The organism is Oceanobacter sp. 1_MG-2023 (assembly GCF_030689025.1).
Taxonomy (GTDB): domain Bacteria; phylum Pseudomonadota; class Gammaproteobacteria; order Pseudomonadales; family Oceanobacteraceae; genus Oceanobacter.
On the sequence record NZ_JAUYWA010000001.1, the window covers coordinates 220979 to 239618 of the forward strand.

General features: G+C 51.1%; 13 protein-coding genes, 1 tRNA gene and 2 pseudogenes. 4 read left to right on the top strand and 12 right to left on the bottom strand.

What is annotated here, in order from left to right:
- Both Q8W22_RS00915 and Q8W22_RS00920 read left to right on the top strand, forming a co-directional pair.
- Positions 1-1212 (top strand): DUF58 domain-containing protein, encoded by a 1212-nt coding sequence (locus Q8W22_RS00915; protein WP_305451361.1) that lies wholly within the window; start codon positions 1-3, stop codon positions 1210-1212.
- Positions 1199-3688, top strand: a complete 2490-nt coding sequence (locus Q8W22_RS00920) for a transglutaminase domain-containing protein (protein ID WP_305451362.1) — start codon at positions 1199-1201, stop codon at positions 3686-3688. The genes Q8W22_RS00915 and Q8W22_RS00920 overlap by 14 nt, the downstream gene beginning before the upstream one ends.
- Before the next feature lie 100 nt (positions 3689-3788).
- Here the strand turns inward: Q8W22_RS00920 and Q8W22_RS00925 are convergent, their stop codons facing one another.
- Positions 3789-4292 (bottom strand): GNAT family N-acetyltransferase, encoded by a 504-nt coding sequence (locus tag Q8W22_RS00925; RefSeq protein ID WP_303434949.1) that lies wholly within the window; start codon positions 4290-4292, stop codon positions 3789-3791.
- Between the two features lie 161 nt (positions 4293-4453).
- Here Q8W22_RS00925 and Q8W22_RS00930 point away from each other — a divergent pair.
- Both Q8W22_RS00930 and Q8W22_RS00935 read left to right on the top strand, forming a co-directional pair.
- Positions 4454-4732: pseudogene (locus tag Q8W22_RS00930) on the top strand (integrase core domain-containing protein); the annotation flags it as partial.
- A 5-nt stretch (positions 4733-4737) separates the two neighbouring features.
- Positions 4738-4908, top strand: a pseudogene (locus Q8W22_RS00935) (IS256 family transposase); the annotation flags it as partial.
- A gap of 78 nt (positions 4909-4986) precedes the next feature.
- Here Q8W22_RS00935 and Q8W22_RS00940 read toward each other — a convergent pair.
- From Q8W22_RS00940 to ihfA, 11 genes are all read right to left on the bottom strand, one after another.
- Positions 4987-5478 carry a hypothetical protein gene (locus Q8W22_RS00940; RefSeq protein WP_305451363.1) on the bottom strand — a complete coding sequence of 164 codons (492 nt, stop codon included), beginning with the start codon at positions 5476-5478 and terminating at the stop codon, positions 4987-4989.
- A gap of 86 nt (positions 5479-5564) precedes the next feature.
- Positions 5565-7235, bottom strand: coding sequence for an ATP-dependent endonuclease (locus Q8W22_RS00945; protein ID WP_305451364.1), 1671 nt, complete (start codon positions 7233-7235; stop codon positions 5565-5567).
- 91 nt (positions 7236-7326) lie between these two features.
- The gene (locus tag Q8W22_RS00950) at positions 7327-7809 is read right to left on the bottom strand and encodes a cupin domain-containing protein (protein WP_305451365.1); all 483 of its coding nucleotides are present in this window, start codon (positions 7807-7809) and stop codon (positions 7327-7329) included.
- A gap of 259 nt (positions 7810-8068) precedes the next feature.
- Positions 8069-8293, bottom strand: a complete 225-nt coding sequence (locus Q8W22_RS16660; protein WP_370694156.1) for a hypothetical protein — start codon at positions 8291-8293, stop codon at positions 8069-8071.
- Between the two features lie 43 nt (positions 8294-8336).
- A complete protein-coding gene (locus tag Q8W22_RS00955; protein WP_370694157.1) occupies positions 8337-8633 on the bottom strand; it encodes a hypothetical protein in 297 nt (98 codons plus the stop codon).
- Positions 8634-8715: 82 nt separating this feature from the next.
- Entirely contained in the window at positions 8716-14550 is a 5835-nt protein-coding gene (locus Q8W22_RS00960) for a DUF5017 domain-containing protein (RefSeq protein WP_305451366.1), read from the bottom strand.
- Between the two features lie 55 nt (positions 14551-14605).
- Complete coding sequence (locus Q8W22_RS00965; RefSeq protein WP_305451367.1) at positions 14606-16381, bottom strand: hypothetical protein; 1776 nt, start codon at positions 16379-16381, stop codon at positions 14606-14608.
- Between the two features lie 486 nt (positions 16382-16867).
- Positions 16868-17482: a hypothetical protein gene (locus tag Q8W22_RS00970; protein WP_305451368.1), complete on the bottom strand. Its 615-nt coding sequence runs from the start codon at positions 17480-17482 to the stop codon at positions 16868-16870.
- A 370-nt stretch (positions 17483-17852) separates the two neighbouring features.
- Positions 17853-17929: transfer RNA gene (locus Q8W22_RS00975), tRNA-Pro, on the bottom strand.
- A 68-nt stretch (positions 17930-17997) separates the two neighbouring features.
- Positions 17998-18357, bottom strand: coding sequence for a MerR family transcriptional regulator (locus Q8W22_RS00980; protein WP_303433709.1), 360 nt, complete (start codon positions 18355-18357; stop codon positions 17998-18000).
- On the bottom strand, positions 18335-18640 hold the full coding sequence (ihfA, locus tag Q8W22_RS00985; RefSeq protein WP_303433711.1) for an integration host factor subunit alpha: 306 nt from the start codon (positions 18638-18640) through the stop codon (positions 18335-18337). The genes Q8W22_RS00980 and ihfA overlap by 23 nt, the downstream gene beginning before the upstream one ends.

Consider the following 18640-nt stretch of genomic DNA (forward strand, 5'->3'; position numbering starts at 1 on the left):
ATGTCCTTATCCAACGGCCCAGGCCGATGGTTACAACAACACCTCACCGCCCAGCATTTTTTATGGCTACTGGCGCTGGCCAGCCTGCTTATTGCCTGGAACCGGGGCCTGGCGCTGCTGTACGGCATGCTGGCACTGGTACTGGCGACCTTGTTGGTGTCCTGGTTATTACCCTGGCTGGCACTGCGGCAGATTCAGGTATCCGTACGGCAGATCGACAGTGCCAGCGCCGGGGGCGAGGTGACACTGGAGTATCAGTTCCAACTCCCCAAAACCCGCTACCTGATGCTGTTACGGGAAGATCTGGAATATATCGACCAGCCCGTCACCCACAGAATCCCGATACTGGCCGATGGCGATCGCCTGCGCACCTATAGTCATTGCCCTTATCGTGGTGTCTTTCCGATACAAAGCGTTGAGATTGGCTGTTGCTGGCCCTTCGGTTTTGTCAGTCAGTATCGACAGCTGGAGATTCCCGAACGTCAGATTATTGTCGCCCCCCAGATCGTGGAGGTGCAGACCTTGCCCGGCGGAGCCGGTAACGATAACGCCCTGATTGAATATCAGCACACCAGCCAGCCCCACGCTCAGGAAGAATACTGTGGCTTGCGCGAATACCGGCCTCACGACTCGCTCAAACACGTGCACTGGTCCGCGTCGGCCCGTCACCAGCAATTACTGGTACGAGAGTACAACAGCCATGCCCAGCCAGACTTTTTACTGGTACTGGATAACGATCGGGCTGACGACATTGGCGAAGCACCACTCTCCACCTTTGAATTTGCCGTATCGCTGGCAGCCTCGCTGATGGAATGGGCCAAACACCAGCAGCAACCCATGCGGCTGCTGATCCACGGCAACCACGCCACCGATATCGCCATTGGTGGTCACCATCGCGGCAGCAGTGATTATTTATCGGCGCTGGCCTGGACCCAGGCAGATGACGATGAGCCTTACGGCGCACGCGTAGAACAGGCACTGATGAAATACCCCAACAGCGCCACCCTGATCACCGTGCGGAACCTCAGCCAACCGGCGGTGTTACCCGACATTCATGGCAGCCATATCGACATACTTATTGCTGATCAGAGCTTTATTTACCCAATGCAATCCTGGCAAGAAGGCTGGAGCCAACCCTCAGCCAACCACTACCAGCTTCACCTTCATGCCAGCAGCAAGCTAGAGAGACAATTCCGTTATGGCGCATTCTGAACGTCGTCCCCACAGCACCGATCTGGCTTGCTCGGTACGCACCACCATTGGCTGGTTTTCGGCGCAACTGGCACTGGCCGTTGCCGGAGCAGGTATCACCCTGTTCGGACCATGGCCAGGGCTGGGGATGGGATTACTGGCGCTGGTCAGCAGCTTGCTGACCCTCGGCCTCGGCCAACTGCCCGCCAGCCTGGCCGAGGCAGCCAACCGCTCCGGAAAGAACCAACAGACCCGCAATGCAGCACCCACTCTGGGTGCGGAAGCATCCACTAAAAGCAAGGCCAAGACCGTCTCCGACAGCCTCGCCATCATCGGCCTGATTACCTTTGTTGGACTGATCTTCACCGTTGCTATCCTGCCCGCACTGATGGCCTTGCTGTTATTGGCACAACTGGCCATTAACCTGGTATCCGCAGATACCTCACGGCTGTTCTATGGCTTGATGAACGGCTTTGCCTTTTTACTGATTGGGGCAGCAGAGTCCACCAGCGGTGGCTATTTACTGATCATGGTCGGATATGCCTTTTGTGTGGTAATGACCCTATCGATGCTCTGGTGCATACAGGCCATGACCACCAGCCAGGTCACCCGCCTGGCATCGTCGGCCAACGACCAACAACCCCACTTCCTTATGGCAGCCGAAGCGGACACCCCGACACCCGGTGCAACGTCCAGACGCTTCAATAAGCGTTTTTTCCAACCCGCTGCCGCGACCGGAGCCGCACTGTTGCTGGTTGCCATTGCCGGAGCCATTTACCTGTTTATGCCACGCTTGCCCGCCGCCAACCTCGGCGGCCAGTTAGCCAGCGCCGACAGCCTCTACGACAACGCCAGCTGGCAAACACAGGCCAAACGCAGCGGCCAACCCAGCCCGACCGATCCCCAGAACCTGCAGGACGACCAGCAGAGTGATGGCCCGATCCCGTTATGGGAAGGACTCGATCCCAGCGCCCCACAGTTCGACTACCGGGGTTTTCGTGATGAGATGAACCTCAATGACAACCCCTACGGCAACCAAAGCACCACCGCCGCAGACCTGAACCAGGTTATTGCCCTGATGAAAGCCCCTCACGGCAGCTACCTGAAAGTACGCACCTTCGACCATTTTGATGGACTGCGCTGGAGTTCATCAACCACCGCCTTCCATAAACACAACACCAATCAGCAGGGCAAGGTGATACTGCCCGGTGAACAGGAAAATCGCGGCAACTTCCAACAACAAATCACCATAAAACAAGGCATGACAGCCCAATTACCTGCCGCCGGAGATCCTGTCGCCCTGTGGTTGCCTGCTACCGTCATCGCCACCGACCCATTCGGCCAACCGCTCTTGCCAGCACCGCTCAAACCCGGCACCCAATACACGGTGCTGTCGCAACAACAATGGCTTGACCAGCGCCCGGCCTCTCATGCCCCCAAACCCCGCGACAATGACCTGCAGCTCCCCTACAGCCTGGACAAACGGATTCCGGCGCTGGCCCGCAGCGTAACCGCCAACGCCGACACCCCTTACGCCCAGGCCCAGGCACTGGAACAGCACCTGCGCAGCGACTATCGTTACAGCTTTGAATCGGCGCTGACCTCGCAAGGCATCACCCCACTGCCATCCTTTCTGTTTGAGCGTCGTGAAGGCCACTGCGAATACTTTGCCAGCGCCATGGTGGTGCTGTTACGCACACTGGATATTCCGGCACGTCTGGTGACGGGCTTCTCCGCCAATCAGCAAAACCCGCTCACCGGCTATTTTGAAATACGGGGCATCGATGGCCACGCCTGGGCAGAAGCCTGGATCGACCAGCGCTGGGTAGCCTTTGAGCCCACGGCGTTTTACCAACTGCCCAGCACCACATCCAGCTCGCTCAGTGCCGACCAGATCAACGACTACGTCGACAGCCTCAGCCAACGGCAGCACGCGCTGCCCGGTGATTCGGCATTCTCTTTCGACCAGATTCTGACCACCCTCTGGAACGCCTTGTACCTGCTGTTGATCTTGCCCTTGAGCTACCTGCTGCGAGGCATATTCTGGCTCTGGCCCCTATGGCTGGTACTGGCGCTGGTACTGGCGATAGTTGCCGCAGTTGCCTACCCCAGCCGCCAACGCTGGTGGCGTACTCTCGTAGGACGCTGGGTAACCTTGCGCCTGCAACGTTATCGCGCCAAAGATCCGGCAACCGCACTGACCTTTTACCAGCGCCAGCTGCAACAACTCAGCGCTGCCTGTGGCATTCAACGCTCTCCCGGCCAGCCGCTGGAAGTATGGAGCCAGGCCCTGCAGGACTACCTGCTTGCCAGAGCCAATCAGGGCACTGCCGCAGACACCAGCGAGCCAGAACCAACGGCCGCCTTGCAACAACTGGTCGCCTTGCTCAACACCTGCTGGTATGGCGACCCGGAAACCAGCACCGCCATCCAGTTACCAGAAACACTGCAACCCGGCCTGATTGAATTGGCGAACAGACTGACGGCACGTGCGTAATAACCCGAGCCGGTATTCACTGACTATTCCATACTGGCCTGTTATCCATTCGCTACAGGCCTGGGAGTACAGGGGACATATATAGACGCTTCCCTACAGATCAGTGATCCAGCATTTTCTGCCAGAACAAGGCATGGCCAGCTTGCGGGTCGAGTTCGTAACCGGCAAAGCCGTATTTCAGGTAGGCGTTTTGCGCTATCTGGTTATTGGATAATACTTCCAGCGTCACTTTACAGCAGCCCAGTGCGCGGGCTGTTTGCTCAGCTGCGGCCAGCAGTTTCTGGCTTAATCCCAGACCGCGGAAATCTGCATTTACCGCCAGATCGTGTACGTTCAGTAAGGGTTGTGCCTTGAAGGTCGAGAAACCCTCAAAAGCGTTCAGCAGCCCGGCTGGCTGGTCATCGACATAGGCTATCCAGCTGTGTGCGTGAGGTAACTCGGCCAACCGTGCCACCAGTGTTTGTCGACAGGTATCACTCAGAGGCTCAGCGCCGCCCATGGGATCGGTTGCGTAGGCGTTTAACAGCTCAACCAGGTCAGTTGCATGACGAGGGTTTGAATAATCAACTGCGGTGATTGCAATTACGGCGTGCGCTTGGGTCATTGTCTTACTCCTTTTTACAAGCCGTGCAGATTATCACATTGGTTATTCTCCTATTATTCTGGCACTGGAAAATCACTTTACCTGCTCTCATACCTCACCGGTTCCGCAGCCACCCTCCTCTCCACACAAGCCCACAGCGATAAAAAAAACATAAAAATGCCAGTCGTAAGTTCCGTCAGAGGCTATGGCGTTATCGAATGACCCAAAGCATGAGCCGTCGTGGCAACTGCTGGGATAACGCACCGATGGAAAGACTGTTCCGAAGTCTGAAATCTGAGTGGATACCGGCCCTAGGCTATCGCAACCTAGCCGAGGCCAAGAAGGATGTTGGTGGTTATCTGATGGACGACTACAACCGGCAGCGACCCCATACATTCAACGACGGCATTTCGCCCGTTGCAGCTGAGGAAAACTTTAAAATACTCTCCGGGATTAGTTGACCACTACAAAGACCAAAGGTGGCTTCGCCAATGAAAACGCGTTGCTCAAGCTGCTGTACGCAGGTACGTTGAAGGCATCCGAAAAGTGGACGCATCCGGTGCAAAACTGGAACCTGACGCTGTCGCAGCTAAGCATCCACTTCGAAGGACGGATCGACGGCTACGTGGATCTGTAAGTAATGGGTGACACAGAACTATGAACACCCTCGAAGCGAAACGTAGCCAACTGTTACGTGTCCTTGTTTATTTTCTTGTTAGATATCCTTTTCCTTATCAGTAATAACCGAAGAGACTGTTAACTGACTGCCAGAAAGCTTAGCAAATTTATTTACGATGAACTCAGCCTCTTTTAATACTTTTTCGGCTATTTTCTTCGCTTTGAATTGCCCTCGATGAACAACATTATTTCTTTCATCGTTAATATCTTTGGAGCGTTTCTTTACTTCTTTTAATGCATTTTCAGAATCGGTGTTTTTGTATATAGGTAACAATAACCGATCTACTTTACCCATTAATCCATTTGCCCACATCATCAGGTTATCGACGAAGTGCTCAGGGAGTTTTCGATTGTGCTGAAATTCATGCTTCACTAACAAATTTGCAGCAAGCTCTACAGTCGTTGCAGCTCGAATAATAACAGTGGAAAACTCACCTCGTTTCATTAACCCGATGGTTTTATGCCAATTCGAATGAATTTTTTCTTCTAGCGTACGTTCATTGTACGGCTTACTAGATTTATCACCCATACTTTCCTTGGATACTTAACGCCCGTATTTGCGGCTGGTTTGGAGCGCAGCGGAAAACCAGTCCGACAACATGCGCTTGTTAGTTGCTATTTTGGGATACCTTTTCTTCTCGGGTTGAAAAACCACTTAGATATATTCTCAAGAAACTCCCATACATCATCTTCCGAAGGCTTTACATACTCTGGAGTGTTCGGATCTTCACCCATTTTTTCGAAAACCTCTACAAGCCAGTTGGGGCCATGCCCGCTAGCCTGAAGGCCCTTTAACCATGATTCAAGCTCGCCATTTGGCACTACAAACAAACCATAATCAGCTAACTTGTCGAATAGATTTTGCAGCGCTTCCTTGTCTGTGCCATCGAGAATATCTATCCCTCCATCTCGCTTCATATCTTTGCCAGTTTCATTAAGCTTGGTTTTCAATGCTTGCCGCATGCTTGCTAGAGGATTTCTTTCAATTTCTGGTATTGACCCACTATCAAGAAAGCTTGACCAGACAGTACCTCCTTCTTTAAGAATGTCGATATCGACTATTCCAGCTACAGGTATACCCAGTTCCCGAAGTGGTTTGGTGATGGTTTTAACTGTTTGCTTGTTTTGAGCATGAAGAAACAAACAATTTGGTATTCCTTTGTTGTTAGCATACTTTAATAGCCGATCATTTATTTCCTGATAAAATGCCCGATCAGCATCAGATTCTGTGACAACTACAAACTCATAGAATAACCCGCTTAACACTCCTGTTGATCGTAACAGAGGGTTCCTCATGAGCTTGAGAATGTCCTCATTTGGTAGGATTCGCGCTGTCGCTAATTGATTTCGATACGTAAGGCGTACAATATTAACTGGGGCTCCAGATTGAATGCACCCCATAACAAAGTTTGGGCTGTGGGTTGAAACAAAGAGTCGTTTATGAGATTCAGACATAATCCCAGCCACTTCTTTGCCAAGCTTAAATGAAAGTGAAGGGTGTAAAAAAGCTTCAGGTTCGTCCATTAATAACACTGAAGGGTCACCAGCTATCATCTCTGTAATCATTCCAGTAAACGCTTTCACGCCGTCACTGGCCTCAGTAATCGGCAAGGCCTTTTTATGAAACTCTACAGCCTTTTCATGTATACCCCGCTCTTCCATTTCATCTTGTGGTGCATCTTTGGATAGGCGTAAGTTAAGCTTCCCTAGGTTTGTTGGATCTATCACAAGATGCTCACCAAAAGCATCATGAATAATTCTACTGGCTTCTTTTCGTTTATCGTTATCACGAAATAGAACTTGAAAACTTGACTGTGCTGGCTCCTGAAGGTTTCCTCCTGCCTGCTGATTGATCAGTTTAATTCTATTACTACCGTTTAGAATCAGGGTGTTATATGACAAATACCAACTACAAATACGGGATGGGTTTACATTTGGGTTCTTAAATGCATTTAGAAAGTCATTCGAACTCACTTGATGCCGCTGCCCTTTTTTGCCAACAAAAATATGATTTGGATACTGCGCCTCTCCAGGATTTGGCTTGAGTGTAACGCTACTTATCTTGCCCTCAATTAATTCTTCAGGGATTGCTTCTAGCTCTATGGAGTCAACTATTAGATTATTTACATTTCTGCTCCCATTGGAGCAAAATTGCTGGATTTCAGAAAGTATTTTGCTTTTTCCTGAGTTATTAGGCCCGACAAAAACAGTTATAGGCATTGCTTCGACTGTTTCTTGTGGAAGACCTTCAGCCCTCCCAAATTTCAATTTAATATTCTTGATCATTGATAGCTCTCTAAATACTTCGCATGGCAACTAACGCCGCCATAATTTGCCGCTTGGAGCGCAGCGTAAAGCGGTCAAATTGATGGCTTTGTTATGACTTTTTACCCGCATTTGGCTCACTAATATTTTCAATGTCCACGAGGTTCCATGGCATATTTTTTTGGCGGAAAATACGTTTTTTCAGCTTTGGATAGTCACCAACGTCATGCTCTAAACGCTGACCAATTACGATGCATTTTAAAAGACAATTGCCGTTATTGCGCAGAGCGTGAGCCTCACCACCAGCACGATAACCCATAAAATCACCAGCCTTTACTGTATATATTTCGTTGCCTACCTGCGCTTCCGCTGTACCTTCAAGCACATAAACGCATTCATCTTCATGATAGTGTTTATGGAACTCTGTCGATTCGTGGCCAGGTTGAATTTCAATAATGTGGAAGCCGAAACCAGTTAAACCTGTGAGATCACCCAGTGACTTATTAATCCTTTTGGCATTCTCATTAAGAAAATGGGTTTTCGAAATACCTTCAAGCTCTTCTATTTCTTCCTTAGTAACTAGATATTTATCCATTACACTCTCCAGAGTCATAACAGTTTATTAGTGCGCATGCGCGGTTTCTGGGCAAGCCGGTTCCTGGGAAATCACCGTAACTACTTGAATAATAAGAAATAAAATCCATTTCCAGATCAGTCCATTCTGTAAAAGCGAGTATGCGCATTAACCTGTAAACCTGCTCAACAACTTTCCGTGTGTCAATGCCTTAACGATAACAACGTCCGGGAAAGCGCGCAAGGTTTCTGAAAAAGCGCGCATTAATTTGGGCAAACTTTCAATTATACTGGATATGCATACACGTCAGATCAAGGAGTGATCCATGACTTCCAGCCCCTTTCTCAATAACATTCGCCGCTTTATGCGCACCCGCGGCTACAGCCTGCGAACCGAGAAAACCTGTGTTTACTGGATTCGGTTCTTTATTCGTTACCAAAAGCGAGACATCCCAAAGAGATGGGGCTTCATCAATGCTCAGGCCGACAAACCAGCGATAGAGCATGTTGTACTGAATCTGCTCGACCAGCTGCCGTTCGCTGCGAATACTAAATACTGAAGAGGATTTGCAGCAGCAAGGCTCTCAATAAACGCTCCGGAGGAATGGATTCCCGCCCACGCTCGGAATAGATCAGGCTGAGTTTCCAATCGATGTGGGTGAGTGCCTGATCGAACAGGGTTTTGATGGATCGTAAAGGGTGATCGTGTGGAACCCGTTCATCCAGTTTGATGGTGGCGATATTACCACCTACGTTGGTGTCCGGAATCATTGAACGACTACACGGTGCCGGAGTCATGGTGAAATAAAAAAACCGCGACCCAAGGGTCACGGTTTTTAATGTCATGCCAAGGTGCAACCACCACTGGCATTAACCGGTCAGGATCGCCACAGCGATACGCTCACCATGGCATAACATCGCCGCTGGATTATTCGTCCACGGCCACGGGGATCGGCCCGAAGTAGCCAATTTCAGCTTCATTACCAGCGCTAGGGTCAACCGAGATATCACCTGGATGCTGCACAACATTGGTGATGTAGGCAAAACCGTTAATCTGGTTGAACATGTAAGGGCCGGTGTTTTCAGCGCCATTGGGAGCAGAGAAAATACGGGTCACTTGCTTGCTTTCCAGATTGTAAGACCAGACGAAGTTGTTGGCGTGCAAGCCTGTGTCTTCGGTGATAATCAGGGTGTTATAACCTACGTAGGCGACGTTGTCCGGGCCGGACAAGCCGTCAACAGAACAGGCATAACCGTCTGCTGTGCCTGCGACTTCTCCCTTGGCAGCGCCAATCACAAAGTCAGAACCAATCTCGGCATTGCTGCCCATCGACAGTTCGTAGATACCACCACACTGGTTGGCAGTCACTTGCATGTGGTTGGGTCCACCGGTCTCGCTGGAACCATTCAGCATGCCTTTGCTGACGTTGGCAATGGCGATATAGGCTTTATGGTTATGCGGGTTGTAGGTAAAACCTTCTTCTTTGGCAAACTCAACCGTGGCATCAAGATAAGCAGCATAACGACGGGTTTCCAGTCGTGAGGCCGCTTGTTCCATTCCGGGTTTCAGGCTCAGGCATTCCTGGCTACCCAGGAAGTTGATGCTTTTGTAACCCAGGGCACACGCACCACCGGTCGGTTCTACGGCATCAAAGATATCGGCAAACGACAGTGGGTTGTCACCATTTACCAGCTCTGAGATATCAGCGTTGGTGGCATGGCCGAGACTGATCCATTCGATGTCCGCCGCGCCCATAAAGGCGTTATCGTCGCTACCGGAATCGGTCTGGTTCCATTTCATGGCGTACAGGGTACCCGCACTCAGGTCTTCTGCTTCGTCGGCAATGTACATAAACAAACCGCCACCGGTTGACTGGTCGTCGGTCAGATACATGGTTTTGCGATCCGGCATGACATAAGGCACTTCCAGTGACACACGGGCCACGGAGTAGTGTTTGACGATGTCGGTCCGCACATCGGTTCCTTCAACGTTTACCACCACTTCCACCGGGTAGCCGTACCAGTACGGGTTGACCTGTAACAGGCTCAGGTCGGTGTGGTAATCGGCAATGGAGTCGTAGTAGCTGTCGATCGAGCCGGTTGCGGCCGAGCGGGCACGGGCATTGGGTTCATACTCTTCTGACGCCAGGTGGGTGTTCCATGGTGTCACAACAGCAGCACAGTGGTTGTAGCCGCCATGAATGGCAGAGAAGTCCAGCACTTCGGTGGTCATCGGCGTCAGTTCGCCCGTGATGCTGTCCTGGCTCAGTTCCAGCAGGTTCATGCCACCGGGAATATTCTCAAACTGGCTGACGGCAAAGATGCGGTCGCCAATCGGCAGAATCGACATAAACTCGTTGTAGTTGGAGACAAACAGGTCGGAGCCAGCGCTGTCACGTACCTGGGCGTAGACGTTGCCATCCACCAGCTGGCCAGACTTCACCAGGGTTTTGTAGCCCGAGTTGGCAACCGCTGCGCCATTCACACTCAAGCCGGTAGAGCCAATGGCAATGTACGAGTCGGCAGAACCTTCTACCGGCGCTGCAACAGCCTCAAACGACAAGGTGCCTTCGCTCCGCTGGTTCACTGCGTTCAGAGCCGTATAGGACGGGGCAGTCTCTGCGATCTCGGTGGTGCCTGTTGTGTTGCTGCTGTCGGTATCAACTACCGTGCTGGTTTTTTCTTGAATCAGGAAATTGGCAATTTCCCAGGTCGCGGAATTGGCCGGGTCACTGGTGTAAACAAACGCGACATAAATCGTCTGACCAATATACGCAGACAGATCGATCTCACCGGAGCTGATGGCATCGGTATAACCCGACGATGGTTGTGTTGCCCAGTTCACCAGATGACTCAGGTCATCCCAGGTCGCTGTGGCGGTATCGGAACCATCAAAGTCGGTTGAGATCATCAAAGCGATTTCAGAAGCATCTGATGGGCCATAGCTGTTACGCAGGCTGTCGAATGTCAGTACAGGCACATTGGCACTGGTCAGATCAGCGCTTTTGATCAGCCAGTCGTTGCAGTTTTCTGCACCGTTGTAACAAGAGATTTTGGCGTATTGCAAATCACCGTAGCTGCTGGCGTACCAGTCGTTACCGTCGGCACCACCATTAATTACGGTAGCGTCATCAAGGCTGGCGAAATCATCTTCGGCATAAGGGGCAAGCTGCCCAGTCACTTTGAAATTGGCAATTTCCCAGGTCGCGGAATTGGCCGGATCACTGCTGTATACGATGGCGATATATACCGTCTGTCCTTCATACGCTGACAGGTCGATATCACCGGAGCTGATGGCATCGGTATAACCCGACGACGGTTGTGTTGCCCAGTTTACCTGGCCACTCAGGTCATCCCAGGTTGCCGTGGTGGTATCGGTGCCATCAAAGTCGGTTGAGATCATCAAAGCGATTTCAGAAGCATCCGACGGGCCATAGCTGTTGCGCAGGCTGTCAAACGTCAGTACTGGCGTATTGGCAGTGGTCAGGTCAACGCTTTTGATCAGCCAGTCGTTACAGTTTTCTGCACCGTTGTAACAAGAGATTTTGGCGTATTGCAGATCGCCGTAGCTGCTGGCGTACCAGTTATTGCTGTCGGCACCCTGATCCAGCACGATGAAGCCATCCAGGCTGTCAAAATGGTCAGCGACCAGCTCTACACCATTGTTGCCAGTACCTGTATCACCGCCACCAATGGCTGTTGTGCCGTCGGTAAGGGTCAGATCCATCCACACCATGCGGTGGTCGGAGCTGGCAATATCGGTGCTGTCGATAGCTTCTATCAGGTAGTTCAGGTTATCGGCGCTGGATGGCCAGAAGACACCTCCCTGCGCGACTTCCAGACCAAAGGCCGATGGCAGTACATAGTCCGCCCGCATCGCCCAGCTGGCTGTATGCGTGGATGAGTAAATGCTATCCGGGGTATTTTCGGTACCGGCAACGGACGTCGGTGCCTGGAAGGTGGTGCTGTCTTCGTGCAGGTTGGGGTTAACCAACTCTGACAAGGTCAGTTGTTCAATCGCCCGGACACCGTCCTTGGTGTAAGCGTCGCCTTCTTTGGCGGAGGCGTTTTCATCACCCAGAATCACAAAACGGGTGTTTTCTGCCAGCGTGACGCTAACGCCATCATCGTCGTACAGGTAGCTGCTGGCTGGGTCGATGTAATCAGCCCACATCCGGATTTCATCGAAGTTACGCATGCCGTTGCGGTCTTCGTTGCCATCAAACGTAGGAGGCGTCGGATGCGAGGCCAACACGTGAACGGTGGTGCCATCAATGGTGACCGGCAGGTCGATATGAGTTTTGGAAGACAGACGGAATACCGTCATTTCTTCGTCGGTGTACCAGTTGCCATCGGTTACATTACCGTCGCTGTCCACGGCGGAAGGCACCAGATAGTCTGGCATATCGGCCCATTTGAATTCCTGGAAGGTGCGGATATTGGCTTCATCAATGGGGTACTTGGAGAAAATCGCCATGCAGTACTGGCCATTGTAGTTACCAAAACCGTAACGATCTTCCGGATCCAGGCTGTCGCCGTCCTTGTTGAAGTCGATTTCGATGCCTTCTTCAATCGGTGCACCGGTGTTGCAGTAGTTGGTGTTGCCGTTGTCGCCGTAATACACATAAGGGTATACCGCCGCATCCACGTCATCTGCTTGCGCGACTTGCAGGTATTCCTCATTGAATGTGTTTACTGTGGCCCCATCGTCGTTACCGTCGATTTCGTTCAGCAACAGAACATCCGGGTTGGCTCGCTGGATGATTTCGGCCACTTTCTGGGCTTTGCGGTACTCGCCGCCGCTGAAAGCCGTGTTCTGCTCGCCGACAGCGGATTGCAGATCAAAGCCGGCATTAAAAGTCGCAATACGGAAGTCACCGCTTTTCTCCGGTACGGTATACACAGAACCGGTCGCTACATCGATAAACAGGCTGCTGGTCTCGGTATCACCGTCGTTATCGCTTACGGTCAATGTCACTTCGTAGCGACCCGCTTCGGTAAAGGTGTGATTGGCGACCGCATCGGTTGCACTGGCACCATCACCAAAGTTCCAGGCATAGGTGTACGGTTCACCGGCACCGTTCACGGCGGCACCCGTAAACTTGATACTGCGTTCGGTGTAGAACTCATCGCCAGCGACACTGATTTCTGCCGCGAGCGGGAAGTCTCCGGTGCCATTACCCTTGATCAACACATCATCAATTTCCCATTTGCTGGCATCGCTGACCGGATGGGCATAGTGGAACGCCACATACACTGGCTGGCCAACAAAGTCCGACAGATCAACCGTACCGGATTCGACAAACTCAAAGCTGCCCGGGGACCAGGTCGCCCGATCAGAAATATCCGTCCAGGTGGCGGTGCTGACATCCCCATCGTAGTCGGTAGAAACCATCAACGACATCTGATCAGTACCGGTACCATAGTTCCAGGCACTGTTGAAGGTCATTTGCAGATCTTCAAAGTTGGTCACATCCAGTGCCGGTGTCATCATCCAGGCATCACACTCACCGGCGCTGCCGTAGCAGTTGGCGACGGCAAACAGGTCTCCGGCATAGCTCTCGGTGAGCCATGAGTTGCTGCCAGCAATACTGTTGATCACAGTCCATTTGGCGGTGGAAGCGGACTCGAAGTCATCTTCAAACAGTTTGATTTCGCGCGGCTCTTCCGTTTCGCCAGCATCATCAACGCGGTTAATCGCCAGCGTGAAGGTTTTTTCCAGGCTGTTAACACCATCGGAGACAGTGACCGTGGCGCTCAGCTCCGTCAGGTTGAGATCATCATCGTTGATCGCCTCAACACCTGCTTCAGACAAGGTGATCTGATTGCCTGTCAGGGTGAAATAGCTGATGTTCACACCCTCGATATGAACACTCAACGTATCCTGCTCAGGGTCTGACGCTTCCACGGTTGCCACTTGGGTATCAGTAGTGACATCGTCTTCAGTCAGGCTGCTAACCGCGTCAACGCTCAGGACTGGCGCATCGTTAACACGCGTCACATTGATCGTCAGCGTTTGCTGGGCAGACAACTGGTTGTCGCTGACCACCAGCGTGACACTCAATGCCGTCAGGCTCAGGCTGTCGTCATTGATGGCCGTCACACCGGCGCTGGTCAACACAACCGTCGAACCGGAAATCATGAAGTAACCATCGCTGTTATCGTCCAGACGATAGAACAGCTCGTCACCTTCGGCATCGGTGGCATCAAATGTCGCTACAACCGTGGTGCTGCTGACGCTGTCTTCGGTCAGGCTATTGGTCGTGGCGCCCAATTCAGGGGCGGTGTTATCAGCCACGGTATCGTCAATACGTGTAATCGCCACGGTGGCGGAGTCGGTCGCCGACAGCTCACCATCCGAGACAGTCACGGTCACAGACAATGATGAAAGGTTGAGGCTGTCATCATTAACAGCGTTAACCCCTTGGCTGTTCAGCTGGACAGTATCACCAGAAATGGTGGCGTAGGTGTTGTCGCTGAGGCTGTAGCTGAGTGTATCGCCATCGGCATCCGTGGCGGTGATGGTTGCCAATACGGCACCTGCCGAGACACCGTCTTCGACCAGCGTATCACCTGCCGTCAGCACCAGCTCGGGGGCCGTATTCACACTGACGTCATTATCATTATCGTTATTGTTGTTGTCGTCATCAGAGCCACAACTTGCCAGTGCCAGAGAAGCAACCAGCACAGACATCGGCAATAGCCGTTTGGTCAGTGCAGGCGTTCCGGACAGCAGCAAACCGTCATCGGTTGCTTGAGTCATCGGGATTTCCTCGTTTCTTTAACGTGTGTTGGGTTTGAACGTCCTGACCTGCGGCTCAGCCGCAGGCAACCTGGCGGATACGACGCCGCAGCATCGCCGCCAAAGTCAGCAACACCCCCAGGGCAGCAAAAGACCATGCACCACCATGAGCAGCACCAGCGTCATGCCTGGCCTGGCTGGCATCTGCAGCGCTTTCATTACGGTGGGAGTCGGGGGATGAAATATCTGCGGCCACCATGGCCGGACTGAGATCGGGCCATTGCAGCCGGAGGTCGTAGTGATACTGACGACTGGCTGGCAATACCGGAACATGGTCCTGATCGACCGTCGCAAACACATTGACGGGATCGCCCAACACGGCATCTCTGCCCAGATAAAAGGATTGTTCCAACACGGTGCGCTGATAGGCTTTGTTAAGCGCCAGCGCACGTTCAGTAGAAGGGATTAACAAGGTATACACATCGGCCGTTGCAACGGCGGCTTTATTCACCGAACCATCGCCGTTAAACCAGCGCTCGATCATCTCACCGTTTTGACGGAACTCATCGCCACCACCGACCCGCTCAAAATAGCTCGCTATCTCACCGAGAGAATCACCGTAGTTCGCAACGTCATTCATACCTTTGAGGTTGATATAACCCCAGCCAGCAGCACCGGTCACTTTGCGTGGAAATGCCAGTGTGCTGTCAATATGGGTGCCTGTTGTGGTATGGCAGCCCATACAAAATGCGTTTTCTTCGTAGTTCTGCAGACGCAGATCGCCAGATTCATTTTCAATCCAACCCTGAATCTGCCAGCCCAATTTGTTGTTCATCCCTGCTTGTGACGCGGGTTGTGCCCAGGAGTAATGCGGCAGTTTTTCTTCTGCTTTTTCCCGATGCTCCTGATTAAACGCATAACGTAGCGCCACTTCAGACAGCTGGCGATACTTGCGGCTGTAACGGAGTTCTTTCAGGCGCCGCGACGGCTCAATATCACCATGGCGACTGATATCCAGATAACGAACCGTGTGAATAAATTCGGTGCCAACCGGATATTGCTGACGTACCAGATCGATCGTGGCTGCAGCACCCAGATATTGCTCGCGCCGCTGCATGCGTACCGCCAAGCCCAGGGTATTGTCGCCATCCAGATCCAGCCCCAGCAGGGATTCATCCGTTACCGGGATCGAGATGTTATCGAGATCCTTGATTGTCATTTCCAGCAAGGACAAATTCAGTAAATACAGCGATCGACTGTCATTACCACCAGTATCCTGCCGGAACACTGGCGGCAAGCGGATCATCACATCATCAAAACTGCCATTGGTCGGCCAAAACGTACTCGGCAACGGCTTGTAATTAAAGGCTACCCAGCCAGAGCCATCGCGGGCAAACCCCTGTCCATCAAATGCCAGCCGAGGATCAGCCAGATGCGTTAAGTCCGGCGTATACCCTGCATTTGGAGTCGCCATCAGCGCGCTGTAGTTATCCTGGCGGACATAATCAAGAATATATTCATCCGACACATTGGCGATTTCTGCCAGCCGGGGTTTGAACAGATTGCTCCAGTGATTGGTCTCTCCCAGTTCAGAAAAGCTGTAATCCCCCTGGATATCACCATCATCCATATAGTTAATGCGCGTGCCTTGCGGATGGCTTTGGTGGCAAACATAACAAGGGTTGAACTTGCCTTCTGTTTGGGTATAGCACTGCGGTGGAATCACCGCTTCGTGGTTATGCATGGTCTCGGCAGACGCCAGCAACGGCCAACCGGCGATCACCATGCATATCAGCTGCTGCAATTGTTGCTGCTGTCCTCTGCCCCACACCTTGCTCAACACCATAACCATCCCGCTGCGCCTACTGCTCACCGGTCGCCAACAGACGAATAGTTTGACCTTGCGTGACAAAGCGCCACACAAACCTTCATAACTTGACCGGGACGTGCACTGTGAAGGTGCAAGATGAAAGGTTCGTGTGATTTATATTTCACTCAGGTTAAAATTTTTATTCTTCTTGTTAATAATATAATGAGATAAAGGGTATCGAAGACTGAAGAAGGCCAGCATAAATGCCAAGGTTTTGAGTTGGGTTTTGAGTTGGGTTCTGGGGTGGGGTTGGGTATTTAAAGGGAGTGTTCAAACTGTGCGCATAGTATAAATATCATACACAAATATTTATATAATGGGATATATTCAGACAATGGCCCGTCAACCGAAGAATGATTTAACGCCAGCGCATATTAATAATATCATCAGATCAATATAGCCATTTTTATCAGTATATTATTATAATTAAAATCATGACAAAAAAAGTATTAATATTTTTCTATTTTATTACCATTGTTCAACACAGTAGAGTACTTCTCGCTTACTCAATGAGACAGCGGTATATGCTATCAGATTATGATTCCAATTCTCCTGGATGTCCTCGAGGTCGGAATCAAAGAGAAAAATTCTGAAACCTTCAGGTAATTCGCTGAGCTTCCCCAGACTATTTTCTTCTGAAGATTTTTCAATCCTATAATCCGGATAACAATTTGATACAGAAATATCGCCAAAATCACTGATTTCCATTCGCCCGCTTTGCTCCAGATCATGCAATAACCGGGAAATTTTCTCTTTGGGTAAACGCTGTCGCAAACCGAGTACATCATTACCCTGCAGGATACCTGGAATATGAAAAAATGCCGTGGCTTCTGCTTCAGTATCAATCACGCTTGGAAGGAATAAATAACTGGATGAGTATTTCACTTTGGTTGAAATAATTTCTTCATAATCCTCCAGGGAGACCTTTGGCTCGAGATCGGAGAGACCCCAGACCAACAGATTTGAAAGAAACAAAAAAAACCAAAAAGGAATCCATATAGATCCGGCAATCCCGAAGGTAATCAGGATTGCGATAATGGCACCAATCGACTTAACAGTACGTTTCATTTTTACAGCAAGCATGAGGTGAGCTTCCCTGGTACCTTTTACATCCTGAATTCAGATAATAACCATAACACTTGAACGCTGACAGGAAAAAGAAATGATCGGAGTCGTTGACAAAGCCCCATGCCGGCAGACTCTACCAGGTTCCTTGAGCTGCAATGGGTGGGCACAGTACCTCTTTGAAAACCATATCATTGACAGGGCAGATCCCGCGCGCCTTTAATCCACCAATAAACACGGTAAATCGGAGTCTATATTGTGATTGTGCAGCATCCATACCAAGGAAAACCTGTATGGATCTACAACTGTATATTAGGAAATAATATTAGGAAGCAGCTAGTTTGGGAAAATAGCGAAAATATAAGCCACTGATTTTTAAAGGAAAAATTGGTCGGGACGGAGTGATTCGAACACTCGACCCCTTGCACCCCATGCAAGTGCGCTACCAGGCTGCGCTACGCCCCGACACTCTGAAACAGAGGCTGTTCCAGAAGCACGCATTATACTCAAGTAGTTGATAGATGGAAGTTTTTTTACCATTCCGAGAGCAGAGTCTCGATTTCCTTCAACTCGATAATCATGGATTTTATCAATGCCTGATCCATGGCGGCGGTATTCTCGCTTGCTCCGTATTCCAGGCGCTGACGTGCCCCCTGAATGGTGTAGCCTTCGCCATACAGCAGTTCACGAATTTCACGTACCAGGATCACATCCTGACGCTGGTAATAACGACGATTGCCGCGACGCTTGACCGGGCTAAGCTGTGGGAATTCCTGCTCCCAGTAGCGCAGCACATGTGGTTTGACGTCGCAGAGATCGCTGACTTCACCGATGGCAAAGTATCGTTTTGCCGGAATGGCTGGCAATTCGTTATTGTGGCTGGGTTCCAGCATAAGCTTCTACTCGAACCTTCAGTTTCTGGCCGGGTTTGAAGGTAACAACGCGGCGAGCGGAGATCGGAATCTCCTCGCCGGTTTTTGGGTTACGCCCTGGCCTTTGGCTTTTGTCGCGCAGGTCAAAATTACCGAAACCGGATAATTTGACCTGTTCGTTTCGGCGCAGACTATCGCGGATCTCATCAAAAAAGAGATCGACCATATCCTTGGCCTCACGTTTGTTGAGACCAAGTTCCTCGAACAGTTTTTCTGCCAGTTCCGCTTTGGTCAAGGCTGTCAT